At 43.1% G+C, this 25,286-nt stretch carries 21 protein-coding genes and 1 riboswitch; of the genes, 11 read left to right on the plus strand and 10 right to left on the minus strand.

What is annotated here, in order from left to right; genetic code table 11:
- Positions 1-27: 27 nt before the first annotated feature.
- Entirely contained in the window at positions 28-1,512 is a 1,485-nt protein-coding gene (locus tag AAGA51_RS07325) for a carboxypeptidase M32 (protein ID WP_042482518.1), read from the minus strand.
- Between the two features lie 257 nt (positions 1,513-1,769).
- Between AAGA51_RS07325 and hcp-2 the strand changes: the two genes are divergently transcribed.
- A complete protein-coding gene (gene hcp-2, locus AAGA51_RS07330; protein ID WP_042482515.1) occupies positions 1,770-2,288 on the plus strand; it encodes a type VI secretion system effector Hcp-2 in 519 nt (172 codons plus the stop codon).
- Between the two features lie 71 nt (positions 2,289-2,359).
- Here hcp-2 and AAGA51_RS07335 read toward each other — a convergent pair whose 3' ends face one another.
- Positions 2,360-3,253, minus strand: a complete 894-nt coding sequence (locus AAGA51_RS07335; RefSeq protein ID WP_042482512.1) for a DMT family transporter — start codon at positions 3,251-3,253, stop codon at positions 2,360-2,362.
- A 348-nt stretch (positions 3,254-3,601) separates the two neighbouring features.
- Here AAGA51_RS07335 and AAGA51_RS07340 point away from each other — a divergent pair, with 348 nt between their 5' ends.
- Both AAGA51_RS07340 and AAGA51_RS07345 read left to right on the plus strand, forming a co-directional pair.
- Positions 3,602-4,957, plus strand: coding sequence for an 8-oxoguanine deaminase (locus tag AAGA51_RS07340; RefSeq protein WP_042482508.1), 1,356 nt, complete (start codon positions 3,602-3,604; stop codon positions 4,955-4,957).
- 83 nt (positions 4,958-5,040) lie between these two features.
- Positions 5,041-5,679 carry a LysE family translocator gene (locus tag AAGA51_RS07345; protein WP_042482506.1) on the plus strand — a complete coding sequence of 213 codons (639 nt, stop codon included), beginning with the start codon at positions 5,041-5,043 and terminating at the stop codon, positions 5,677-5,679.
- 74 nt (positions 5,680-5,753) lie between these two features.
- On the opposite strand, the gene AAGA51_RS07350 is transcribed toward AAGA51_RS07345, so the two are convergent.
- Positions 5,754-7,121 (minus strand): alanine/glycine:cation symporter family protein, encoded by a 1,368-nt coding sequence (locus tag AAGA51_RS07350; protein WP_042482503.1) that lies wholly within the window; start codon positions 7,119-7,121, stop codon positions 5,754-5,756.
- Between the two features lie 99 nt (positions 7,122-7,220).
- Positions 7,221-7,319: riboswitch (glycine riboswitch) on the minus strand.
- A 305-nt stretch (positions 7,320-7,624) separates the two neighbouring features.
- Between AAGA51_RS07350 and AAGA51_RS07355 the strand changes: the two genes are divergently transcribed.
- On the plus strand, positions 7,625-7,783 hold the full coding sequence (locus AAGA51_RS07355) for a hypothetical protein (protein WP_042482498.1): 159 nt from the start codon (positions 7,625-7,627) through the stop codon (positions 7,781-7,783).
- A gap of 115 nt (positions 7,784-7,898) precedes the next feature.
- The gene (locus AAGA51_RS07360; protein WP_042482495.1) at positions 7,899-8,633 is read left to right on the plus strand and encodes a hypothetical protein; all 735 of its coding nucleotides are present in this window, start codon (positions 7,899-7,901) and stop codon (positions 8,631-8,633) included.
- 76 nt (positions 8,634-8,709) lie between these two features.
- On the opposite strand, the gene AAGA51_RS07365 is transcribed toward AAGA51_RS07360, so the two are convergent.
- Both AAGA51_RS07365 and AAGA51_RS07370 read right to left on the minus strand, forming a co-directional pair.
- Positions 8,710-9,192, minus strand: a complete 483-nt coding sequence (locus AAGA51_RS07365) for a YajQ family cyclic di-GMP-binding protein (RefSeq protein ID WP_042482491.1) — start codon at positions 9,190-9,192, stop codon at positions 8,710-8,712.
- Between the two features lie 11 nt (positions 9,193-9,203).
- The gene (locus tag AAGA51_RS07370; RefSeq protein WP_042482490.1) at positions 9,204-10,268 is read right to left on the minus strand and encodes a 3-deoxy-7-phosphoheptulonate synthase; all 1,065 of its coding nucleotides are present in this window, start codon (positions 10,266-10,268) and stop codon (positions 9,204-9,206) included.
- A gap of 206 nt (positions 10,269-10,474) precedes the next feature.
- On the opposite strand from AAGA51_RS07370, the gene AAGA51_RS07375 reads away from it, so the two are divergent.
- Together AAGA51_RS07375 and AAGA51_RS07380 are read left to right on the plus strand one after the other, a co-directional pair.
- Positions 10,475-11,365, plus strand: coding sequence for a putative PEP-binding protein (locus tag AAGA51_RS07375; RefSeq protein ID WP_042482487.1), 891 nt, complete (start codon positions 10,475-10,477; stop codon positions 11,363-11,365).
- A gap of 144 nt (positions 11,366-11,509) precedes the next feature.
- Positions 11,510-11,995, plus strand: a complete 486-nt coding sequence (locus AAGA51_RS07380; protein WP_042482485.1) for a PaaI family thioesterase — start codon at positions 11,510-11,512, stop codon at positions 11,993-11,995.
- Positions 11,996-12,019: 24 nt separating this feature from the next.
- Here AAGA51_RS07380 and AAGA51_RS07385 read toward each other — a convergent pair whose 3' ends face one another.
- Positions 12,020-13,372 carry a hypothetical protein gene (locus tag AAGA51_RS07385; protein ID WP_042482483.1) on the minus strand — a complete coding sequence of 451 codons (1,353 nt, stop codon included), beginning with the start codon at positions 13,370-13,372 and terminating at the stop codon, positions 12,020-12,022.
- Between the two features lie 113 nt (positions 13,373-13,485).
- Between AAGA51_RS07385 and AAGA51_RS07390 the strand changes: the two genes are divergently transcribed.
- Positions 13,486-14,319: a CvfB family protein gene (locus AAGA51_RS07390; protein ID WP_042482480.1), complete on the plus strand. Its 834-nt coding sequence runs from the start codon at positions 13,486-13,488 to the stop codon at positions 14,317-14,319.
- Between the two features lie 221 nt (positions 14,320-14,540).
- Here the strand turns inward: AAGA51_RS07390 and rsmF are convergent, their stop codons facing one another.
- The 4 genes from rsmF to AAGA51_RS07410 form a co-directional block, all read right to left on the minus strand.
- On the minus strand, positions 14,541-15,965 hold the full coding sequence (gene rsmF / locus AAGA51_RS07395) for a 16S rRNA (cytosine(1407)-C(5))-methyltransferase RsmF (protein WP_042482477.1): 1,425 nt from the start codon (positions 15,963-15,965) through the stop codon (positions 14,541-14,543).
- Positions 15,966-16,146: 181 nt separating this feature from the next.
- Positions 16,147-18,810 (minus strand): MlaD family protein, encoded by a 2,664-nt coding sequence (locus tag AAGA51_RS07400; RefSeq protein WP_042482475.1) that lies wholly within the window; start codon positions 18,808-18,810, stop codon positions 16,147-16,149.
- Positions 18,803-20,059, minus strand: a complete 1,257-nt coding sequence (locus AAGA51_RS07405; protein WP_042482472.1) for a paraquat-inducible protein A — start codon at positions 20,057-20,059, stop codon at positions 18,803-18,805. Before AAGA51_RS07405 ends, AAGA51_RS07400 begins: the two co-directional genes overlap by 8 nt.
- A 33-nt stretch (positions 20,060-20,092) precedes the next feature.
- Positions 20,093-21,892, minus strand: coding sequence for an ABC transporter ATP-binding protein (locus tag AAGA51_RS07410; RefSeq protein WP_042482470.1), 1,800 nt, complete (start codon positions 21,890-21,892; stop codon positions 20,093-20,095).
- 124 nt (positions 21,893-22,016) lie between these two features.
- Between AAGA51_RS07410 and AAGA51_RS07415 the strand changes: the two genes are divergently transcribed.
- From AAGA51_RS07415 to prc, 3 genes are all read left to right on the plus strand, one after another.
- Positions 22,017-22,490: a GAF domain-containing protein gene (locus tag AAGA51_RS07415; RefSeq protein ID WP_042482467.1), complete on the plus strand. Its 474-nt coding sequence runs from the start codon at positions 22,017-22,019 to the stop codon at positions 22,488-22,490.
- A 99-nt stretch (positions 22,491-22,589) separates the two neighbouring features.
- Positions 22,590-23,216, plus strand: coding sequence for an RNA chaperone ProQ (proQ, locus tag AAGA51_RS07420; protein ID WP_042482463.1), 627 nt, complete (start codon positions 22,590-22,592; stop codon positions 23,214-23,216).
- Positions 23,217-23,233: 17 nt separating this feature from the next.
- On the plus strand, positions 23,234-25,240 hold the full coding sequence (prc, locus tag AAGA51_RS07425) for a carboxy terminal-processing peptidase (RefSeq protein ID WP_042482460.1): 2,007 nt from the start codon (positions 23,234-23,236) through the stop codon (positions 25,238-25,240).
- The last annotated feature ends 46 nt before the right edge of the window (positions 25,241-25,286 follow it).

Raw genomic sequence — 25,286 nt, forward strand, 5'->3', positions numbered from 1 at the left:
GGCTTTTTTACGTCTGCGGTTAAAAACTTAACCTAAGTAACGTGAAGTCAGGTGTTTCTTAAAGTGTTCCGCATTCAGTGTTTCACCAGTGGCTTGTGTTACCAACTCGTCAGTAGTGAATAAGCTGCCTTTACTCCAGATATTATCTGACAACCAAGTGAAGATTGGTGTTAAGTCACCGCTGCGTATAACGCTGTCTACATCTACGGTTTTCTTCATAGCAGCCATAAATTGAGCAGCATACATTGCGCCCAATGTGTAACTCGGGAAATACCCGAAGCTTCCATCTGTCCAGTGGATATCTTGCATGCAGCCATTTCTGTAGTTGTCTTTGGTGCTTAGACCTATGTAGGCTTGCATTTTTGTATCCCAAAGCTCTGGCACATCAGTGTGTTTGATCTTGCCATTCATTAAATCGCGTTCAATTTCATAACGCAAAATGACATGGCTAGGATAGGTGAGTTCGTCAGCATCAACGCGAATAAAATCTCTTTTCACGCGGGTGTAGAGCTTTTTCATGTTCTCCACTTCAAGAACGTGTTTATCACTATCCTTAAAATGAGTCGCAGCTAAGCCCGCTAGATGGTGAATAAAGTTTTCGTTTCGTCCAACCTGCATTTCAAAAAATAGCGATTGAGATTCATGAATACCCATTGAGCGTGCTTCACCAACAGGGTTTCCCGCTAGTGATTTCGGTAGTCCTTGTTCATATCGCGCGTGTCCGGTTTCGTGCACTATACCCATAAGCGACTGTACAAACTCTTCTTCGCTGTAGCGAGTGGTAATGCGAACGTCACTTGGTACACCACCACAGAAAGGGTGAACACTTTCGTCGAGTCTGCCGTGGTTGAAGTCAAACTGAAGTAACTTCATTACATCTAAACCGAGAGCTTTTTGTGTCTCAGTCGCATAGTGACCATTAGGCATAATGATCTGTTCAGATTTCTGCTTTTCTATCGCGGCATCAATTAAGGCTGGTAGCCAGCTTTTAACATCATTAAATACTACGTCCAAAGATTGTGTGGTTGTGCCCGGCTCATAGATATCCAGCATCGCATCGTATGGCGTTAGGCCTGTAGCGTCTGCTCGGATTGCGGCTTCTTCTTGTGACAACTTAACGACTTCTGCCCAATTCTTTTCAAAACCAACCCAGTCGTTCTCTTTACGTTGAGTCCGCCAAGCGTGTTCACATTTAGAACCCGCAAGGGATTTCGCCTGAACTAAGCTTTCCGGAAGCACATTTGCTTGCTGCCATTGGCGTTTCATCTCTCTTAATGTAGATAGCTGTTGATGATTAAGAGATTCAGAAGCGGCAGACGCAAACCATTCTTCAAGCTGTGGTTTAGTCATAAGACTGTGGATATGAACAGAGAGTTCAGCCATCGCTTCAGAGCGAGCCTGAGCGCCGCCGTTTGGCATCATTGAAGCTTGGTCCCAACCACAGATCGCAGATAGGTGGCTGAAATGAGAAATGGTTTTAAAGTGTTGAACTAAGGTGTTGAATGCACTCATAGAAAGTGTTCCTTTATCCTTAAAGAAATTTGCAGAAAGTGTATCAAGGGAAAAACTAATCACCAAATTAAGTTGTTGTAATCTTGTTGCTCATTGAGCAGAAAGTTACTTATTTTTAGGCAGAATATTGCTTTTTATCTCAATGGTTTAATTTAACTTATTGATTTATTGATGATAATTATTTGGCATTTGACTTGCTCTTTATTCAACGACTTAGCGCATAACGCGATATTTATACCGATAAAGAGGAATGTAAAATGCCAACTCCATGTTATATCTCGATAGAAGGTCAAACACAGGGCTTGATTACGTCTGGAGCATGCACTTCAGATTCAATTGGCGATTCATTTGTTGAAGGCCATGAAGATGAAATGCTGGTGCAGCAATTTGACCACAGTGTGACTGTCCCAACGGATCCACAGTCGGGTCAACCTTCAGGGCAACGTGTTCATAAACCGTTTAAATTCACTGTAGCGTTAAACAAAGCTGTACCTCTGTTGTACAACGCTTTGGCGTCAGGTGAGAAAATGAAGTCTGTTGAGTTGAAATGGTACCGTACGTCAATTGAAGGCAAACAAGAGAACTTCTTCGTCACCAAGCTAGAGAACGCTTCGATCGTTGATATTCATTGTGAAATGCCTCACTGCCAAGATCCGGCAAAATCAGATTTCACTCAAAATCTAACGGTTTCGATGTCTTACCGAAAAATCACTTGGGACCACGTCAATGCAGGTACGTCAGGTTCAGACGATTGGCGAAAACCCGTTGAAGCGTAAGCCTAAAGTTAAACCAACAAAAAAGTCGCCTAGTTTGGCGACTTTCTTATCTGTATACACTCAATCAATGATTAGGCTTTACGCAGAGCAATTCGTTGTCCAAACACGTTGAACAAAGCGCCGACAACAATAAGAGCACCACCGATATAGGTAGACACAGCTGGAATTTCTTCGAAATACACCAGTCCGATAACAATCGAGAATACGATCTGAACGTAAGAGAACGCTGAGGCTTTACCCGCTTCTTGCGTTTTCATCGCTTTGGTTAAGCCATATTGTCCAATCTGTGTAAACACACCAATCATAATCAACATAAAGGTCAAATGAAGATCCGGCCATATAAAATCATTCCATACCAGCAGAATCGAAATGGGAGTAGCAATCATTGGGAAGTATAAAATGATGACTGAACTGTCTTCCGTTTGGCTTAGCTTACGAACAATGACATAAGCGATAGAGCTACCAAAAGCGCCAATGAGGGCAACTATCACGCTGAATGCGGGTAGGTTGACTTCAGTGGAACCATCAAGTTCTGGCAATAGGATGCAGTATAGACCTAGTATGCATAGCACAATACAGATCAAGGTTGCTGGTTGAATTCGTTCTTTCAAAAAGAACACGGCTAGCAACGCGGTGAAAATAGGGTGCGTGTATTGAAGAATCGTTGCTTCTGCTAGCGGTAGTGACGTTACTGAATAGTAGACACAGATAAGTGAAAACGTACCTACAGCGCCTCTAAGTAATAGCAATGGGCGATTGTTACCCCAAACCGAAATGCGTTTACGTTTTACATCAGCGTAACTAATGACAAAAGAGACAAGAGCCCTTGCCGCGACTATTTCAAAGACAGGAATGCCATATTCATGAACCGCTTTTACGCTGGCTGTCATCAAGGAGAAGCCGAGCGCAGAAAGAAACATAAAACGTACGCCGACAGGAATTGCCAGCAAAGGGTTGGTTTGCATAGTAAAAGGTGACTTAGTTTAAAGCAGAATTAGAGCGATACTTTATCGTTACACGTCGTCGTTGTCGCGCATTTTCTGAAGTGTTTTTCATTCTCATTACTATCACAGAACAGTAAACGGTAAGAATGTTCCTAAAAACAAGTTTATTGGTTATTGTGTTTATGCCTAAAAGGAAAATGCTAGTTGGAAAGAAGCAAGGATTCTCTTAGGTTTAAATACATAGGGCCAAGTTCATTGGAAATTCATTAACGATAAAACCGTTGTCCTAGATAAGTGTTGGAACTGCTTACGGCGACAAATAAAGTCCGTTTCCCCTGAAATGGTTGAAACGGCTAAGGATATTTATGAATGCAAACTATCTGGATTAAAAATCCTCTCGCGATTTATACAGGGAATACCAAAGATGCTCGTGGTGGTGTGGTAATTCGCGGAAACAAAATTATCGAACTGGTTGCGTTAAACGCTTCACCTTCAATATCTTATGACTACGCTGTTGATGCTTCGCATCACGTCGTCACTCCCGGGCTCATCAATGCTCACCATCATTTTTATCAAACATTAACTCGCGCTTATCCAACCGCTTTGAATAAAGAGCTTTTTCATTGGCTCAAGAGTCTCTATCCGGTATGGGCGAATCTTGACGATGAAATGCACAGTGTTGCGACCGAGCTGGCGCTGGTGGAATTGATGCGTTCAGGCTGTACAACCGCATCAGACCACCATTATTTGCTGCCATCAGGACTTGAACACGCCATTGATATACAGGTTGAAACGGCACGTAAACTCGGCGTGCGTACTATCTTCACTCGTGGATCAATGAGTTTAGGCGAGGATGAAGGTGGTCTTCCGCCAAGGCAGACCATACAAAAAGAACAAACCATCATTGATGATAGCGAACGATTAATCCGTGATTATCATCAGACTCAAGATGGAGCAATGACGCAAATCGCGTTAGCACCGTGTTCACCGTTCTCGGTCACTACAGACTTAATGAAGGAAACCGCTCGTATTGCAGAGCGCGACGGTGTTATGACTCATACACACTTGTGTGAAACCATCGATGAAGAGAATTTTTGCATTCAACGCTTTGGCATGAGGCCGGTAGATTATTTGGAAGATGTAGGTTGGCTTAATGACAGAACTTGGCTGGCGCACGGCATCCATTTCAATTCAGAAGAAATTATCAGGCTCGGTAAAGCAGGGGTGGGTATTTCACATTGCCCGACCTCGAACATGATGCTGGCTTCAGGAATGTGTAAGAACTTAGAACTGGAATCTGCTGGCGTGAAAGTAGGGCTAGGTGTTGATGGTTCGGCTTCCAATGACGGTTCAAATATGATTGCCGAAGTTCGTATGGCGATGTATTTGCAGCGGCTTCAATACGGTTCCGCTAAAGTGACCCATTTCGATGCATTACGTTGGGCGACGAAAGGTTCGGCAGCAGCAATGGGGCGCAGTGATATTGGCGAGTTAGAGGTTGGTTTAGAAGCCGATATAGCCATGTTCAAGCTTGATGATATTCGTTTCTCAGGAAGTCACGATCCATTAGCTGCGCTTTTATTATGTGGTGCTCAGCAAGCGGATAAAGTGATGGTGGCTGGTCAATGGCGAGTTTTAGATGGTGAAGTGTTGGGTATTGATATGGCTCAACTGCTAGAGCGTCATTCAGCGGCAGCGAAGCGCTTAGCGCAGCTCGCTAAATAATTATTCTTTAACTTAAAAGTCATAGAGACAGTGTGAGATCTTTGTTGTATAACGAAGATCTCATAATTCATCAGGGATTGATAATGTACATTCAAAATTTCGAAGCTTTTCTTATTGCTATTACCATTCTGACTCTCACTCCTGGATTGGATACCGCACTGGTTATTCGCAACACCTCACGAGCGGGATTCGCGGATGGTTGTACTACGAGCTTGGGAATTTGTACGGGACTATTTGTCCACGCTACCTTTTCTGCAATCGGTATTTCAGCGATCTTGGCTCAGTCAGCAGAGCTGTTTCATTTTGTGAAAATGATTGGTGCGGCTTACTTAATTTGGTTGGGTTTATCGAGTCTTCGAGCGCTTATGGCTTCTGGTCAAGGGCTCAATGTAGCAGTGGCTACGCATTCATCTTTGAATTTGAAACGTTCACTGCGTGAAGGTTTCTTATCGAACGTATTAAACCCTAAAACAGCGGTATTTTACTTAGCATTTTTGCCACAGTTTATTAATCCTGAGCATTCACCTTTGCTTCAATCTCTATTGATGGCTGCGATTCATTTCGTGATTGCGATGATTTGGCAATGTGGTCTGGCAGCAGCGTTAAGTTCCGCTAAGAACCTACTTAAAAATGCTTCGTTCATGCGTTGGATGGAAGGCACAACGGGTGTGGTGCTAGTGACTTTAGGCATTAAATTGTTATTTGAAAAAGAAACGGTTTAGTCTGAAACATTATGTTTGCAATAAAAAATAGCGCCAATGCGGCGCTATTTTTTTATCTGTCGGATGATGCTTGGTTAAGCAACAGCTTTTGAATAAGTCACATGCGCTTCAAAGTAACGTTTTGTCTCTTCAACTACCACATGGCGTAGGGCAATCAGACCGATAAGGTTTGGAATCGCCATCAGGCCATTCACGATATCCGCCAAAATCCAGATCATATCCAAATGCAAGAAAGCGCCTGATGCTACGAGAGCAATGAAGATTAGCTTATATGGCAGAACCGCTTTTGTCCCCAATAGGTAAACCACGCAACGCTCACCGTAATAGTTCCAACCTAAGATGGTGGTAAATGCGAAGAACATTAAGCCGATAGAGACAAGCATTGGCCCCAACGTGTTTGCATTTAAGCCAACAGCGAATGCATGAGTTGTCATTGCAGCACCAGCCAAATCTGTTTGCCATGCACCGGTAAGAATCAATGCTAAGCCCGTCATGGTACAGATGATGATGGTATCGAAGAACGTGCCTGTCATGGAGATCAAACCTTGGCGTACACAAGAGTCCGTTTTCGCTGCTGCTGCTGCCATTGGAGCACTACCAAGGCCGGATTCGTTTGAGAATACGCCGCGTGCTATACCAGATTGGATAGCCAGCATAATGCTTGCGCCAAGGAAACCACCTGTTGCAGCGGTTGAAGTGAAAGCAGAAACCAGAACCAACTCAATAGCATTCAACAGTTGATCTGAATTGGTGATAATCACACTCAGACAAGCAACAATGTAGAACACCGCCATTGTTGGTACCACTTTACCCGCTACTTTCGCAATAGACTGAATACCGCCGATAGTGACGAATGCCACTAGCAGAGTCAGCACCACTGCGGTTACTTCACGTGATACACCAAATGAAATCTGTGTTGCATCTAAAATCGCGTTTACTTGAGGGAAAGTACCAATACCAAAACAAGCGACACCCAGAGCAAAAATTGCAAATAACACGGCAAGCGCTTTTGAGCCAACGCCGTATTGTAAGTAGTACATTGGTCCGCCGACCATTTGTCCGTTTGCGTCTGTTTTACGATATTTTACAGCCAGTAGACATTCGGCGTATTTAGTCGCCATGCCAAATACCGCTGCCAGCCACATCCAGAACAGTGCGCCAGGACCACCGACTTTGATAGCGGTTGCTACGCCCACGATGTTACCCGTCCCTATCGTTGCGGATAGGGCAGTACACAAGGCAGCGAAACTGGATACATCACCTTCTTTGTTTGAGTTTTTGTCTTTGGAAAAGACCATTTTTAACGCAGTTGGTAGATGGCGAAACTGAAGTAAGCCTAAACGAAATGTAAAATAGATACCTGTACCAACAAGTAATATTAGAAGTGGTGGACCCCAAATAAAATTGTCGATTGATTGTAGTAATGATTGAAGGTTTGTCATGAATTCCCCTTAAAAAATAACACATAAGGAGAAGAGAGAAAGGGTATTAAAAAATATAAATAGATCCGTGGCATTGGATGCAACGAACACAATAGGGCCTTTCACTCCTCTGTCCTTTTGCCTGAGAGTTTCACCCTGCTAAACGCAGGACTTGCTCCTTCGGCGACCGATTTAACGGTTCTCTCCAGAGGTTCCTCCAACTACAGTCCTCGCTTATTCCAAATACGGAATAAAGCACCTGAAAGATTTACTTCTTCGGCGGGTAACACTAATCTAACAATTTGTTATTAGATTAATAACCTCTCTCCTGCAGTCTTCATCGGAACAATTATCCAAGTGAATGGATAATTTGCGTTGGCGATATTAGCGAAATCAAAATGTGATGTCACGCGCTAGATCAATTTAATGTAACATTGTGGTTCAAGTTACGGATTTATATACTTTCCCATGACTTTATGGGCAATAATACGTGATATAAGCAAGTCAACAAATTGGAGGAATCCATGAACAGGTTAATTGCTATCGCTGTATTGGTGGTGCTGGCTTTTCTGTTAATCCGATATGGTACTAACGCGAAATTTCAGAAGTGGATTGTCACAACTTTGGTTTCTGCGTTTGTCATCTACGTTGTGACAGTTGTTGTAGCTGAATTGATCCGCTGATGTTTGTATACCTAAGTGACTTCAATATGCAGAATTCAGAGCTTCATCAAAGAGTTCAGGTCAAGCTAAATAACGGTAGGAATGGCATTCCCTTTCAATATATTGGGAGTAAAAAATGAATCAAACAGATTTAGATGATGATCATGATGATGTTGTCGTCATCGAGCAGCGTGATAAAAGGGGTGTTGTTTATATAGCAGTGGCTGCTGTATTGGGCTTGGCACTCGGAGGTCTGATTGGTTCTTCAATCACGGCTTCAAAATGGGAAAAAACATACCAAGTGCTTGAGGCTCAGTATCAGAAGAGTTTAGAAACCAAAACCGAAGAAGTGGCGGTTGCAGAGCAGAATAAAACCTCAGCCCAAGAAGAGTTTGATAAGCAACTTGCAGCGGTGATGGATGAGCAAGAACAAAAGCATCAACAAGCTTTGGCAAACATTGAATCGCAACTGACTGAGCTTGAAAAAGTGAATATGTCGTTGGAAGCGCAAGTCGCAGAACAAAAAGCGCAGCTGGAGCATACTGCTCAGCAAAATGCCAAGTTGAATCGTCAGTCAGATATGCAAACCACCATGCTTGAGCGTTCGCGTGAGTTATTCCAGAAAGAGCTGAAAATTAAGCAAGAAGTAGAAACCTTGCAGAAAGAACGTGACGAGTTGGTTCCTAAGTTAAAAACACTGAAAAAAGAGTGTGATGTTTATTTAGAAGGTAAGTCATGGGATGCCACCTCAGACTCTTGTGATAAACAGGATGCTGCGAGTTCGAGAATTAGCCAAATTGATCAAATGCTAAGAATTCATCAGATGGACTTAGAGCAAATCAAAGCACTTTCAGAAGAGCTTGGACTTTGAATATCGAATCGAGATGGACAAAGAAAAAACCAGCCATTTGGCTGGTTTTTTCAACTTATTGTGACAAAACTTCTGATTAGTCGCGGAAGTTGTTGTATTGCAACGGCTGTTCCAAATCTGAACCACGTAGGAACGCTATCACAGCTTGCAAATCATCCCGCTTTTTACCAGTTACGCGTACTTTGTCGCCTTGAATTGAAGCTTGAACTTTTAGCTTCTCATCTTTGATCATCTTAACGACTTTCTTCGCTAAATCGGTTTCAATACCTTGTCTGAAAACCACTTCTTTAGACCAAGTTTTACCTGACGGTACCGATTTTTTCGATTCCATTGAACGTGGGTCAACACCGCGTTTCGCGAGGTTGTTACGCAAGATGTCCATCATCTGAGTGATTTGGAAATCGTCAGGGGCAGTAAGTTTTACCGTTTCATTTTTTAGTTCAAAACTGGCTTCAACGTTGCGGAAGTCAAAACGTGTTGCTAGATCACGTACGGAGTTCTCGACAGAGTTACGTACTTCAACAGTATCGACTTCAGAAACGATATCAAAAGAAGGCATGTTAAGTTTCCTTATTGTTGATTAGAGCGGCGTACTTTTATCGACTCAGCCAGCATCGCTAGCATTGTCTTGGTATCTTCCCAGCCCAAACAAGGGTCAGTGATAGATTGGCCGTACGTCAGATTATCAAGGTCAACCATAGACTGGTTTCCTTCCTCAATAAAACTTTCAGCCATGATACCCGCTATTTTATGACTACCGGACTCGATTTGCTCACAAATGTTTTGAGCAACGTCTAATTGTTTACGATGCTGCTTTTCGCAGTTCGCGTGGCTGAAATCGACCACAAGACGTTCCGGCAAATTAAATTGGGCTAGTTGCTTACACGCTTCATCAATTGATGCTGCGTCAAAGTTTGGTCCAGATTCACCACCACGTAGGATAACGTGACCGAATGGGTTGCCCGCAGTGCGATAAACCGTCATGCGACCATTTTTATCTGGCGAATAAAAGTAGTGTTGGGCATGAGAAGCGCGAATCGCATCAATAGCAATTTTTACATTGCCATTGGTACCGTTCTTGAAACCAACTGGACAAGACAAAGCAGAAGCCATTTCTCGGTGAATTTGAGATTCCGTCGTACGCGCGCCAATTGCTCCCCAGGTAATCAAATCAGAGATATATTGGCCTGTGATCATATCCAAGAACTCAGTCGCAGTTGCAAGACCAAGCTTGTTAATATCGAGCAGAAGTTTACGCGCTTTGTTTAGACCGGTTTCTAATGCATAAGACCCATCTAAGTTTGGATCGGTAATTAAACCTTTCCAACCAATAACTGTGCGCGGTTTTTCAAAGTAAGTTCGCATAACAATAAACAATTCATTGCTATATTGTTCTTGAATTGCACTTAAACGCTGGCCGTAATCCAAAGCTGCTTCTGTATCGTGTACAGAACATGGGCCTACGATGACCAAAAGGCGATCGTCCTCGCCAGTAAGAATCTGTTCGATTTGTCTGCGAGAGTGAGCAATACGTTGTGCAACTTCTTCCGTAATTGGATGTGCTTGGCTAAGTTCTGCCGGAGTTGGCATCGGTCCCAACGCTTGGGTTCTTAATTCATCTGTTTTGGTTGGCATAGGAGAATAGCCTGTCCTTTTATTGCGAAGCGCTAAAGATAGCGAATTTGGCTGTCAGAATAAACAGTTGCGAGCATTTGACGCTCATAAAAAGTGTAAAGTGAAAATATATTCAGTTTTTCATCATAACTATTGAATATATGCTTGTTTTTCTCTCTTTGACTCGGTATTTTCGAACTAACAACAAAACGGTAATTGGAGCAGTAATGAGTTTTGAACAACAAGGAATCATCCATCAAGAATTGGTGTTGGGAAATACCCTGCCAAATGCGGAGCCACAGCAAAGTAGCCATGCCTTATTTATATCGCTGTCTGAATTGATTGCAGAGAGTGTGTTCTACCATCCTGCATTGGCTGCGGGTGGAGTAGAGTTGCTTCCTGAGTTAGAACAAAACTCATTGAAATCTCTGCTCAACGGACTGTCGATCGAAGAACATTTTGTCTCAGTTCTTGTAGAACGCATTACGCAGTCGATCATTGCTGAACATGCCTCAATTCGAATTTGTTTAAGCTCATCAGACAGCTATGCGTTTAAAGCACTGATTGGCGGAAGCATAGAAGAAGATGAAGTTAACCCAGCAATGGGTGTTCGCGGTGTGTCTCGATTTGCTTCTAGCAAGTATTCACCGGCGTTTGCTCTAGAGTGCAAGGTGATCAAAGCACTGCAAGAGAAAGGTCATAACGTAGAGATCGTTGTACCGTTTGTCAGAGCGTTGAGCGATGCTGCAACCATTATTGATCGTCTGGCTGAACAAGGTTTACCACGTGGTTTGAATGGTCTGAAAGTGTTGTATGTTTGTAGTGTGCCTTCGGCTGCGTTGGTTGCAGAGAAACTGCTGCAGTACTTTGATGGTGTTGTCATCGATTGGGACGACCTGACGCAGATGACGTTAGCGGTGGATAAACATAATGATGCGATTAGCTATTTATATAACCCAGAAAGCGAAGCGGTAAGTCAATTAGCGAACCTTGTTGTAACGGCTGCAAACTTGGCTAAAAAGCCTGTAGTGGTTGTTACTCGTGGTTTGGAAAACTATCCGAAACTGCAGGAACATCTTGTAGAAAACATCCAGCCAGAGTCTATTTTTAACTTTTAACTCGCTGTTCTTGATTGAGAATTAAGAGATTGGTGAGAGCATCACTGATCTCTTAATTTTGTTAGCGAAATGTTGACACTTTATCCTGCATCCCTTTAACTGACCGAATAAATATAAAACAACATACCTTAAAAGGTCAGAAACATGCTCTCTACACTTACTAAAGCAAATTGGTATCTCAAGTCATTTGGATTTTTTAAAGTTCCTTTGATTTGGGCATGCCGCCCTCAAATTTTATCTCTCAATGATAAATCGATAGAAATCCGTATTCCTTTAAAACGACGCAACAAAAACCATTTGAACAGCATGTACTTTGGTGTGCTCGCTGTAGGCGCAGACGTAGCTGGTGGCTTTATGGCTATGGACAAAGCAGGGCAACGTGGCGAAAAGGTGTCATTGGCTTTTAAAGCTGTCAAAGGGGAGTTTTTTAAACGTCCGGAAGCGGATGTGCACTTTCACTGTAATGACGGCGAACTGATAGATGCAATGCTGGATGAAACCATAGCAACAGGTGAGCGAATTAATAAAGACGTAAAAATTGTTGCCACTTGCCCATCCTTACATGGAGATGAGCCAATGGCGGAATTTTTGTTAACCTTGTCGCTTAAGCGCATTAACAAGCGCGGATAGCCTGATTTAACTAGCAAAGCCCGATTATTGTTGGATTTCGGTTTTCTCAATATCGACGATCTTGCTTCGGTTGAGTACTACTTTCCAACGATAGTAACGAGGGCTTTGCTGGTGTCCGTCTTCTTTAATGATTAAGTTGATTAAATGACGTTTTTCGACGGATTCTCGGCTTACCTGACCATTGCTCAGCCGATAAATACGGTTGGAACCTTTATCCATCAAGCGGGTTAGAGCACGCAGATCGATCAGCATTACATCTCGAGTTTCTTCATAGCCACTCATGAAACGTGACGTTGTCATTTCAGTTTCGGAGCGGTAATGGAGAATTTGCTCTTCCCTTTGAACCACGCGTTTCTTACGTATTATTTTGATGCGATCGGCTAAAGCAGAAAGCGGCTTATAGTCGAGCCATTCGATTTTTTGACCGACTTGTTTGCCTGTCGTTGGGTCGAAATAGCGTCGACGCCACTTCGGTTTTCCTTTGCGAATCCAGCGCCACATCATGTCTTTCAAATCGTCTTTAAATATCTCGCGCAAAGCGTAGACAAAAGACATAGCGATAATGAATGATGCGGTGATTTCTCCCCAATAATCTCTTGCCAGAATCGCTGTAATAGTCACAAACACCATCACTAACCCCGTCGCTAAGCCTTTGACTGCGCGCCTCATATTTTTACCTAAAGAAGTCACCTTCTCAGTAAGAATAATCGGATGCTCTATCAAACGACGTAGCAAACGCATTTTGTTGCTCAAGCGGGTAATGTCTTGATCAGCTTTGACAGAGTTATAGTTGTTCAGAGTTCGGTGCGCTTGCTCCCTTTCAACCAAGGTAATCAGGCGCTCTTTTATGGTTTTATATTCTTTATCACGAGTCAGCTGAGACACCATGGATAAGAATTTTTGTTCAGTATACCAAGAGAGGTAGTTATCGATATTTGCGTAGTAACGCTTCAAACCTTCTTCGTACGGAATGCTTCGGCGTAGTCGTTTAAGTATGTCTAAAGAGAGTTCTATAACAGTATCAACCTCATCTTCAGTGACGCTGTCACTTGAAAGGTTGAGCTGACTGACGGCTTTATCTAATGCGATAACATATTGATAAGCAAACAAACTTAAACTTACACGGTACTGTGTTGGAGAGAGCCTGCCACGTTGGGCAAGTCGACTGTGTACAAGTGGGAGAAGAATTTTGTCACTGTAGTAGGAGCGTTTTTGATGAATGGAGCTGTAAAAAAATTCAGACTCAGTCATTACGTCAGAGGTAAGTCCTAGTTCGCCCGGAACAAAGATATACATGTCTAAGTCCAGTTTTTTGCTTTCTGACATCTCAGTGGTGATTTTTAACGTAACCGCATCTTGCTTATCTACCGTGATCAACAATAACTCCTAACTATCTTCGAAAAAAATAACGAAATTTTCTCTGATGAACAGGCGAAAGCATAACAGAGATAACGTATAATCTCTGCAAATTTGAGGTGAGACAGTAATTAATGATTAACGTTGGCAAGATTAACAGTCTAGAAGTGGTAAAAATCGCTGAGTTTGGCGTGTTTTTAGATGCGGGCGAATATGGCACAACAATGTTGCCAAAACGCATGGCTCCTGAGGGCGTAGAACTCGGACACTATGTTGACGTATTTTTGTATTTCGATTCAGACAACCAATTGGCTGCTACAACTGAAAAACCTGTGGCTCAAGTGGGTGAATGGGGCTTAATGACGATTGAAAGTGTTAACAGCACTGGCGCGTTTGCAAGCTGGGGTATCAAAAATAAAGATTTGTTGCTTCCATTTAGCGAGCAACGTACGCGCTTTAAGCCGGGTCAAAGCGTACTGGTTTATGTTTATACAGATAAAGCGTCTGGTCGTATCGTTGGTACCACTAAGTTCAATAAATGGTTGGATAAAACACCAGCTAATTACACTAAGAACCAGCAGGTTGATTTAATTATTGCTGAACGGTCAGACTTGGGCTTCAAAGCAATAGTAAATGGCGAGCATTGGGGAATGATTTTCCCTTCAGATGTATTTGGTAAGTTATTTATTGGTAAAAAGCTGAAAGGCTTCATCAAGAATATTCGCCCTGATGGCAAAATTGATCTCTCTTTGCAGAAGATCGGTGTTGAGAAGATGGACGACTTGAGCGAGAAGATTTTAGAGACTCTGGCTAAGAAAGGCGGTTCAATGCCATTAAGTGATAAATCAACGCCTGAAGCTATCTTTGCTGAGTTCCGTACCAGTAAAGGGACGTTTAAGAAATCTATCGGTACTTTGTACAAACAAGGTAAGATTGTTATCGAGCAAGATGGCATCCGCTTGGCTTAAATGCCAAGCTTTATAGCTTTGTTTGTTCCTCCTGAATAACCTTGTTTCCCTAGAATAAAAAAAGGCCCGAAATGCTTTGCATTTTTGGGCCTAGGGGAATGGCTCCGAAGAGCCTGCGCTAATTTCCACTTACAAATAAGTGTAGTACAGGCTCCTCGTTTAGCGAGGGTTAACTAGAATTTCATACTATAGTTTGCTTTTACAAAAGAGAAGTTTGCTTTTTAGAATAGGTTTTTGTCTCTAACAAGCTCTCTTGGTAAACCATTTTTCACTCGGTTACCGACCCATTTTCCTAATCCAATCACATCGTTACCAAAGCGGACGATGACTTCACCTTGGCCACTTTGCCCTTGTGGACGAACATCACGCCCCATATACCATTCTCTGGCGTCTTCAATCGAGAGTTCAATACCGCAAGCTTCTTTCCCCGTTGCAAGAGTGGTTGCAACTTGGTGTTGCCAGCGATAGCCTTTTTTGTGCGTTTCAGCAATTTTAATCCCCATGCGAGAGAAACGTAGCTCACCCAGCATTGGCTCTAATGCATCAGGGAATAACCATACATCGTTATCACGAAGCCAGACGGAACTGTTTTCTGGCAGCGAAATACCTAAGCATTTTTTCAGCTCTTGATTCACGTCGTTTGAAATCTTCGCGTTGGCTTTTTCAAACGGGAATTTACCTAAGCGTTTTTTGACTGGTGGCGTTTCGACACTGGCATTCTTGCGGATTCGAGCCACGAAGAAGCCTTCGCAGTCATAAACTTGTGGGAATATATGCAGGAAACCTTCTTCTGTTAATGCTTTATTGGCTTCAGGGAATAGGGAAGCTAACGATTCAAAACTGACTGCATCGCCGAATGTCTGTTTAAGATGCTGGCACACGTCTTGGTTCTCTTCACGGCTTAATGTACAGGTTGAATAAACAAGCACACCACCCACTTTTAGGGCCTGAAAGGCACTTTCGATCAGCTCTTTTTGTGTATCCGCAATACTATGAATGGATTCTTTGCTCCAGTTTTTCAATGAATCTGGATCTTTACGAATGGTTCCTTCGCCTGAACATGGCGCGTCCAACAACACGGCATCAAATTGCTCAGGTAACCAACTGCCAAACACTCGTCCATCAAAGTTGGTCAGCGCAGTGTTGCGAATGCCGCAGCGTTCTATGTTGGCATGTAGGACTTTTACACGGCTGGCTGAGAATTCATTCGCTACCAAAATACCGTTGTTTTGCATTAAGCCTGCAATCTGCGTTGTTTTTGAGCCCGGTGCTGCCGCAGTGTCTAGCACTGACAGATAAGGGCTGTCTTCCGCGGTGAACAGTGCAGATACAGGCATCATTGAGCTGGCTTCTTGGATATAGAACAAGCCTGCCATATGTTCAGCGGTATTCCCCAGAGGTACGTCACTTTCGTCAGCATCAATCCAGAAACCAGTATCACACCAAGGTACAGGTTCTAAAGCCCAGCGTTTATCTTCAGCGCGTTTTTTGAATTCCTCTACAGAGATTTTCAATGTGTTTACGCGAACACTTTTACGTAACGGTCTTTGGCATGCTGCAATGAAATCTTCCATGTTTAACTCAGGAGGAAGAATTTCGGCCATTGAAGATAGGAACAGCTCAGGGAAGGATATATTAGGATGCAAAACGTATTCTCGATTAGCTAAAGGGCAGAGTAGGTAGTAGGCGGCAGATTATAGCGGCATCACAGTTTTATTTGAAGTCGTGGTTTTACTGCTGGATTAAGCGTTGTTAAGCAGATAAATGAAAAAAGCGTGTTTCCACGCTTATTTCTTACTACTTTGAAGTTGCTAGTCCGGTTGCAGACTAGTTTGGTTGAGGAATAGGTGTGCGCCATTGTTTCCAACCTTCTTCAGCGCGCGAGTACAAGTAGAACGACTGTCCCGCTTTGGCAGCAGGCATGAGCTGTTTTTGTTCTGGTGTCGAGAAGGTAATACCACCGCGAACAATACTGTCAAACGTACCTGCCTTGATGTCCGCACCAGATAAGCCAATCGAAACATCAACACCGGAAACATTCCAGAAGACACTGTTTTGGCGAATGAGATAGCTGTACTCAGGTTCAATTTCGATAGTCGAAATCACTCTGTCAGCAAGGTTTCCTAACTGCACTCGAGTTACTCGACCTACATCCATGCCTCTAAACAAAACAGGGGTGCCAACGGAAACCGAGCCTTTATCTTCGCTTTGTAGGGTAAACGAGATACTGGTTTTCTTATATGGCAGTTCTGACAACGGGAATGAATAGGTTGGATCGCCATCTCCCGGCTTAACCTCAATAGACTTGCTTAGCAGGTTCTCGATGTTTTCAATACCATGAGTCAAGCTAACTTTCGCTGATGCAATCCAGAATACTGATCCTTTTGTGGCAATGTTCTTGCTGTATTCAGGTTTAATGCGCGCGGTAATCGAAATCTTATTTGCAGTGAAACTTGGCGTGACGCTGACCACTTCACCTACAGATACGCCTTGGTATTTGATGTTTGTACCGACAGGAACCGCCACATCGCCAGAGGCTGTAAGAGTAATGGTTTTGCCGTATTTTTGAGCTTGTTGATAGCTTGGATAAAGCACCCATTTGTCATTAACTTTGTTATCAACACCACTGATGTTATCAAACGCTATCCCTCCTTGAATCAATGTTTGTAGAGGCGCAGCTTTAACACTTATTCCTGCCAGCGATGCATCAATTTCGACACCTGAACGGTTCCAAAATACAGTTTGACTCGTAATTAGATGTTTGTACTGATTCTCTATTTTTACCTTAATCTCAACCCCTTTAGACGTCAGCGTGTAGCCTGCTACATTCCCCACTCGCAGGTTGCGATAGAGAAGTGGGCTACCCGCACTGACTGGAGGAAGTTCTTCCGCCATTAAGGTAAATGTTTGAGTGCCAGACTGATTGTACTTCGCCAATTCAGCTAACGATTGGCTTTGATAAAGCCGATATTGTGACTGAATTTGCTTACTGCCTTCACTGACAAAGCTAATTGAACCCGTCAGTAGCTGTTTAGCTGGAGGAATAGAAACGTTTAACCCTGATTCTGTCAGTTCGGCGGTTGCAGTACCTGTAACATAAAAGCGGCTATTTGAGCCGATAAATGGAACATACTCTTCATCAATCAGCACATCGAACTCAACGTTATCAGGCTTAAGGGCGACTTTTGTAACGCTACCGACCGCAACGCCGCGATACAAAATGTCGGTGCCAGCACTCAGACCAAATGAGCTGTCGGCGATAAGTTTTAAGGCGACGGATTTCGCCTGAGTACGGTTAAATTCTTGCTTACGCACTGCCACGAAATGACGAGAGCGATCACCTTCACCGGGAACCAGAGTTAGATAGTTACCCTTTATAAGATTGCCTAGGTTCTCAACGCCTGTCAGTGCGATTTTTGCTTCTTCAAGAATGAAGTTGCTGCCACTGTTCAGCATGTCGCTGAAGGCAGGTTGAATAGCGGCAGATGCAATAATTTCTTTGCGTTCTTCATCCAACTGCAGATTGGTGATCTGACCGATTTCCAACCCTCTGTACATAATTGGCGCACCAGAAACACTGATGTTGTTATCGTCTGGCAGAACAATCTTAATGGCGACACCACGTCCAGCAGTTCTGAGGTCCGGATAAAGTTTAAATTCAGAATTTTGTTCAGCGGGTTCTCCTTCGTCAGGAGAGTCAACTGCGATAGCCCCACCTAACAAAGCAGCTACACTTTCCATACGAATATCAACACCACTTAAACCTAAGTTAGCGCCAATACCACTTACGTTCCAAAAACGGCTTTCCGTCGTTATGACATTGCGATATTGCTCTTGAATGGACGCATCGATAATTACAGACTGATTGTCATCGGCCAGTTGATAGTTGTATACCTCACCGATGGGGATCTTTTTGTAGACGATTTGCGAGCCAACAGAAATTCCACCCAAATCTCGAGCTTTCAAAGTAATGGTTAACCCTTGATTGGCGAGCAAGTCTGAAGGTGCAGAGTCGAGAGCGCGATAGCTTTGAGGATGGTCGTCTGCATCATAATCATTGTCTTCAACAATTTCATCTCCCGGGTCAATAGCAATGTAGTTACCCGATACCAAAGCATCAAGACCGGAAATACCAGACAAACTAGCGGTGGGTTTTACTAACCAAAAGCGGGTCTTTTCAGAAAGCAGTCTTTTCGCATCCGGATAAATGTCGGTGTCGACATAAATGCTGTCTAAGTTAGGGGACAACTTGATGTTTCTGACCATACCGACCTCTAAGCCTTGATAACGGACCGGTGTTCTTCCAGCTACCAGACCTTGTGCATTAGAGAAGTAAATTTGAATGCGTTCACCAGCATCATGGATAGATTTCATTATTAACCAACCAGCCAGCACGACCGTGAGGATAGGCAAAATCCACAAAGGAGAGATCCCTTTGTTCTTTTTGACATCTGGCTTGTAGGAGGTTTGCTGAGTAATATTTTTATTCATCAACTGACTCTTGTTTATTGTTATCGTCGCGGTAGTTATCCCAAATGAGTCTTGGATCGAGGCTTTCTGCTGCTAACAGCGTCAACACCACAACCATTCCAAAAGCAATGGCACCGTATCCGGGAGTAAAATCGAGCAACTGCCCACGATCAACGACCGCTAACATTATAGAAATAACAAACAGGTCCATTACGGACCATTTTCCTATCCATTTGATAACAAAGTATATGATCATTCTTTGGCGGAAAAAGACGCTTCGCTTAAATTTTATGGCAAGTAGTAGATAAGTTAAGCCAAGTATTTTGGCGACCGGTACCACAATACTTGCCACAAAAATGATGACTGCAATTCCAATCATGCCGCTGTTAATCAGTGATGCTACACCCGAAAATATGGTGTCTTCGAGTCTTTGTCCGTTGGTTAACAAGATTGAAATTGGCAGAATGTTGGCTGGAATAATCGAAACCGTAGCGGCCAATAAGTACGCCCAAGTCGTTTCAATGGAATTAGGCTTTCTGTGGTAGAGCTTCTGATGGCAACGAATGCAATTTGAACTCTCTGGTTGAGAGAGATGGCAGTTGTGGCAGTGCACATGTTTCACTTCGAGCGGATATTCAGTTTCTGGTCGCCAAGCTTCCCAATAACGTCTTACACTGATACGACTGATTAGCAGAACGGTAAATATCTGTAGCAGAACCAGTCCGTATAGCCCGGGGCCAACGAAAACGTCTGAAATATCAATTAGTTTGAAACACGAAACCGCAATGCTCACCAGAAATACATCGATCATAACCCAAGGTTTAAGCTTAGAGATCAGCAGCAGCGAATAGCGCATTAGAGCGAAGTTATTGTGTCTCAACGCAACGTGTGCACCTACAACGCTGCAGCAAAGTATAAATGGAGCGAGCGAAGCACAGAAAAACACGAGCAGTGCTAAGCCGACATATCCTTCGTTATAGAGTGCTTCTACACCAGAAGGTAGTGTTGCTGGAATCATAACGCCTATTAGGCGAATACGAATAAAATCGAAAAAGTGAGAGGGTATAAACAACAATAGGCAGGTAATAGCCAAAGCTAAGTTGCCTGATAGGGAAGGTTGGCCGCCACGATAAAGTTGCGTACCACACCGAGGGCAATACGCACTTTTACCTTTCTCTACGCTAATGACGTCCACGGGCAACTCACACCCTTGGCAAAGGCGTATTCCAGAAGGAGTGGATAGATGTTTTTCTATCGCTCTCACTTTCATCAGATACCCCTTGAACTTAATGTGTCAATGTAACTAATTGGCGTAGGATTGCACCGAACCGTAGAGAGTTTGATATAGCCCTTCTTGCTCAACCAGTTCTCTATGTGTGCCAGCTTGGCTAACGCGTCCATCTTCCAATACATAAATCAAATCTGCTTGTTTCACCGCTGAAAGTCTGTGAGCGACTATCAAAGTGGTTCGTCCTTTTAAAAACTCGTTTAATGCCTTATGTAAGGCACTTTCTGTCGCGGTATCGAGTGCTGAAGTCGCTTCATCTAAAATGACGAATTTTGGATTACTTAAAACCATTCGTGCAATGGCTAGACGCTGACGCTGACCACCGGACAGGCGAATACCATTGCGGCCAATTTGAGAATCCAATCCATGATCCAGCTTACTAATCACATCCTGCATTTGCGCAATTTCAAGAGCGCGCCACAGTTCAGCTTCATCATGTTCTCCACCAAGGGTCAAATTGTGCCTTAAAGTGTCATTAAAGAGTATAGGTTGTTGTAGAACAACGGCAATTTCCCCACGGATAACATCGAAACTAATGTCGTCGCATGTCTCGCCATTGAAACGAATTTGCCCTGAGTTCGCCCGATAAACACCGATCAGTAGCTGTATTAGAGTCGATTTTCCTCCGCCACTTGCTCCGACCAGTGCAACTTTTTTACCGGATGGGATATTAAGAGACAAATCCTTGAGGACATTGTTTTCACCGTCATATGAAAAATTGACGTTTGAAACCGTCACTTCTACTTCTTTGTCTTCAGTAAATGGATTGATTTTACTGACTGGGCGATGTTCTTCTTCTAAATCAAGTAGAGCGTTGATTCGGCCAAGCGCGGCTTTGGCGCTATACCAAGAAAATTGAATGCTCAACAGTTCCTGAACAGGTGAAAGCATGAACCACAAATAGCCGAACACAGCAAACATCTGCCCAATAGAAAGATCACTGAACACTACCATGAGCATCGCCGCCGCTCTGAACAATTCGAATCCAAGTAAAAACAGCAGGAATGATAAGCGGCCAGCCGCTTCGGATTGCCATGCATATTTGTCCGCACTTAAACGTACTTCATTGGCCTGTTCTTTTAGCTCTGTAAGAAATTCACGTTCTTTGTTGGCCGCTCTAAGTTGATAAATACCATCGAGGGTTTCTACCAGCCTATTTTGAAAGCGCTCAAAGGCTTGGTTTTCTCTTTTCTTCAGGTGTTTGACTTTACTACCAAGCAAACGCGAAAAGTAAACCACGACAGGGTTTACTAATAGGATAAAGAGCCCTAAACGCCACTCAATCCACAATAAAACGATCGCTGTTCCGCTGACGGTCAACAGGCCAATAATAAATTTACTTAACGTAGACCCGATAAATTGGTCTATGGTTTCAATATCTGTAACCAAATGGGCATTTATTCCACCGCTTCCCCGAGTCTCGTATTGTTTTATGCTAATTCGCCCCAACTTATCTATCATCTTGCTGCGCATCTGATAGGTGATGGTTTTAGAGACAAGCGTGAACTGTCGGCTTTGCAGTATATTGAGCATCTGGCTCGCCGCTCGCATGAGAACGACAAGTACTAGAGTGAGGACGATGTAACCTGTTGCTGTTTGCCAAGACGATGGCAAAACACCATTCATCATCTCGATACCGGTTGAAGGCTGGTTTAGCAGCACTTCATCAACCATGAGAGGCATAAGCAGTGGGATGGGCACACTGATTAGCGTTGCAACAATCGCAATTACATTGGCAAACAATAGCTTGGATTGATGCTTTTTCGCTTGTGTTATTAGCCAAGAACGGCTAATAGTGTTTGTGGAATTTACCATCTTTATGAGAATGAATCCTATTTAGTTTTGGCGCATTATATGTAAAACCTTTAGGTAATCAAAACTTAAAGGCATTTAAAACCTAAAGTGAAGTCTTTATTTTTCAATTGGAAGTTTAGTTTATATGAAATTAGAACATTACCACCGCTTAACAAAACAAGCTGTCGCACTACTAGAATCAGAAAAGGACTTGATTGCGAACTTGTCTAACTTAAGCGCACTACTCAACATGGAATTAGAAGACCTTAACTGGGTTGGTTTCTATCTGATGCGAGAAGGTGAGTTGGTATTAGGTCCATTCCAAGGTAAACCTGCTTGTGTGCGTATTCCTGTCGGACGTGGCGTATGCGGCACAGCAGTTTCAACTAATAGTGTACAACGTGTTTATGATGTTCATGAGTTTGAAGGTCATATTGCGTGTGACGCTGCCAGCAATTCGGAGATTGTTATTCCATTTTCAATCAATGGTGAAGTAGTCGGTGTTCTCGATATTGACAGTCCAAGTGTGGGTCGTTTTTCCGAAATTGATGAGGAAGGACTGACATTTTTGATGACAGAAGTTGAAAAGCTGCTCAATTCACAGGCTAACAAGGCATAAATTGTCTTTTGCCTGTGGTTTTTCGTATTCAGGTCACTATAATACCGAACATATTTACTCTTAATGCTCGCGGACAAGCCGCATAAACCAGGAATCCTCATGGAAAACACTGAAAAGTTAAAAAACAGCAAAGAAGTTATTGCGTACATTGCTGAATGTTTCCCTAAATGCTTTACTTTAGAGGGTGAAGCGAAGCCTCTTAAAATTGGTATTTTTCAAGATCTTGCTGAACGCCTTGGCGAAGATCCAAAAGTTAGTAAAACTCAGCTTCGTGCAGCTTTAAGACAGTACACTTCTTCATGGCGTTACCTACACGGCGTAAAACCTGGTGCGGTTCGTGTAGACCTAGACGGAAATGCTTGTGGAGAGCTTGAAGAGCAACATGTAGAACATGCACAAGCAGCGTTGGCAGAAAGTAAAGCTCGTGTTGACGCTCGTCGTAAAGAACAAGGTAAAAAAGCTCGCGAAGAAGCGAAAGCTAAGCCAAAAGCTAAGAAAGCAGCTCAGCCTCGCCGTCCTCAAAACAAAGGGCCAAAACCAGAAAGTAAACCTGTTGAAACAAGAGCTTTGAATGCTGACGAAATCATTGTTGGTAAAGAAGTGAACATCAACATGGGTAAAGGCAACATGGCTGCGACCATTGTTGAAATCAATAAGGAAGACGTGCGTGTTCAACTTGGTAACGGCCTACAAATGGTTGTAAAAGCGGAGCACTTGCGCGCCTAAAGGAGAAACTCCTACGCATGAAATGCCGTTCAAAATGGACTCTGATTGCTGCTAGCGTTTGGCTAGCAGCATCTTCAGCTCAGGCTGTTGAAGCCCAAATTCAAAAGAAAGATTTACCCGTTCTTGCTCCTGAAGCTCAACATGAAACAGCAAGTAAAAGGGTAACTTCTCGTTTTACTCGTTCTCACTACAAGCATTTCAATCTCGACGATCAATTTTCTCAAGAGATTTTTGAACGTTACGTTGAGCTTCTTGACTACAACCGCAGTCTTTTCACTCAAGCTGACATCGATTCTTTCCAGTTTAAAGCTGTTCAATTAGATGATGAACTCAAGGCAGGTAGCAACGCTATTGCGTTTGAAATCTATAACTTGTCGATGATTAAGCGTTTCGAACGTTTTAAATATGCTTTGTCATTACTCGATAAAGAAATCAAATTTAATACTGATGAAACCATCGAAATTGATCGTTCTAAAGCGGCTTGGCCTAAGAATAAAGCTGAAATTGATGAGTTATGGCGCAAGCGCGTAAAATACGATGCTTTGAGCCTAAAATTGACAGGCAAAGAGTGGCCTGAAATCAAAGAGACGCTGTCAAAACGCTACAACAATGCTATCAAACGCCTAACTCAAACTCATAGTGAAGATGTTTTCCAACTTTACATGAATGCGTTTGCTCGCCAGATTGACCCGCATACCAGTTACCTTTCACCTCGTAATGCAGAACAATTCCAGTCTGAGATGAGCTTATCTCTGGAAGGGATTGGTGCTGTTTTACAAATGACGGATGACTACACGGTTATTTCTTCGTTGGTTACTGGTGGCCCAGCTGCAAGCAGCAAGCAATTGTCAGAAGGCGATCGTATTGTTGGCGTTGGTCAGGATGGTGAAGATATCGTCGATGTTATCGGCTGGCGATTGGATGATGTTGTTCAGTTAATCAAAGGTCCGAAGGGCACTAAGGTTAATCTTGAAATTCTACCTGATGGTAAGGATGTAAAACGTCACGTTGTAACAATTGTCCGCGATAAGATTCGTCTAGAAGATAGAGCCGTTAAATCAGAAGTGATTGAAAAGGGTGGTAAAAAGATTGGTGTTCTAGAAGTACCAAGTTTCTACGTTGGCCTTTCTCAAGACACCGATAAACTGATTACTCAGTTAAAAGCTGACAAAGTGGACGGCATCATTGTTGACTTACGAAATAACGGTGGCGGTGCTTTAACAGAAGCGACGGCATTATCCGGTTTGTTTATTACCAGTGGCCCAGTTGTTCAAGTTCGTGATAGTTATGGTCGCGTGAACGTAAACAGCGATACCGACGGAAAGATCAGTTATTCAGGTCCAATGACGGTATTGATCAACAGCTATAGCGCCTCTGCCTCTGAGATTTTTGCTGCGGCAATGCAAGATTATGGTCGCGCTATTATTCTTGGCGAAAACTCATTCGGTAAGGGTACGGTACAGCAGCATCGTTCTTTGAATCATATTTACGATATGTTCGATAAAGAGCTGGGCTATGTGCAATACACGATTCAGAAGTTTTATCGCATTGACGGTGGTAGTACGCAAAACAAAGGTGTAGTACCTGACATTGCGTTCCCTGCTGCAATTGATGCTGCTGAAACGGGTGAGAGTGTCGAGCCAAATGCGCTTCCTTGGGACAGCATTGATCAAGCGAAGTATTCTAAACTCCATGATTTCTCAGCGATTATTGCCTCGTTGACGCAAAAGCATCAGCAACGCATTGCCTCTGATCTTGAGTTTGGTTTTATCCAACAAGATATTACTAAATATAAAGCAGAAAAAGATGACAACGCGCTGTCTTTAAACGAAAAAGCTCGTAAGAAGAAAAGTGATGAAGCCGATGCAGAGCGTTTAGCTCGAATCAACAAACGTCAAGTTGATGCTGGAAAAGCAGAATACAAGAGTTTAGACGACGTGCCGAAAGATTATGAAGTGCCTGATGCGTATTTGAACGAATCGGTAGCCATCATGGTTGATATGCTGAAGTCGGCAAAAAAATAGAAAACTCAATGTAATAAAAAGGCGAGCTGGTTAGCTCGCTTTTTTC

Source organism: Vibrio diazotrophicus (assembly GCF_038452265.1).
Taxonomy (GTDB): domain Bacteria; phylum Pseudomonadota; class Gammaproteobacteria; order Enterobacterales; family Vibrionaceae; genus Vibrio; species Vibrio diazotrophicus.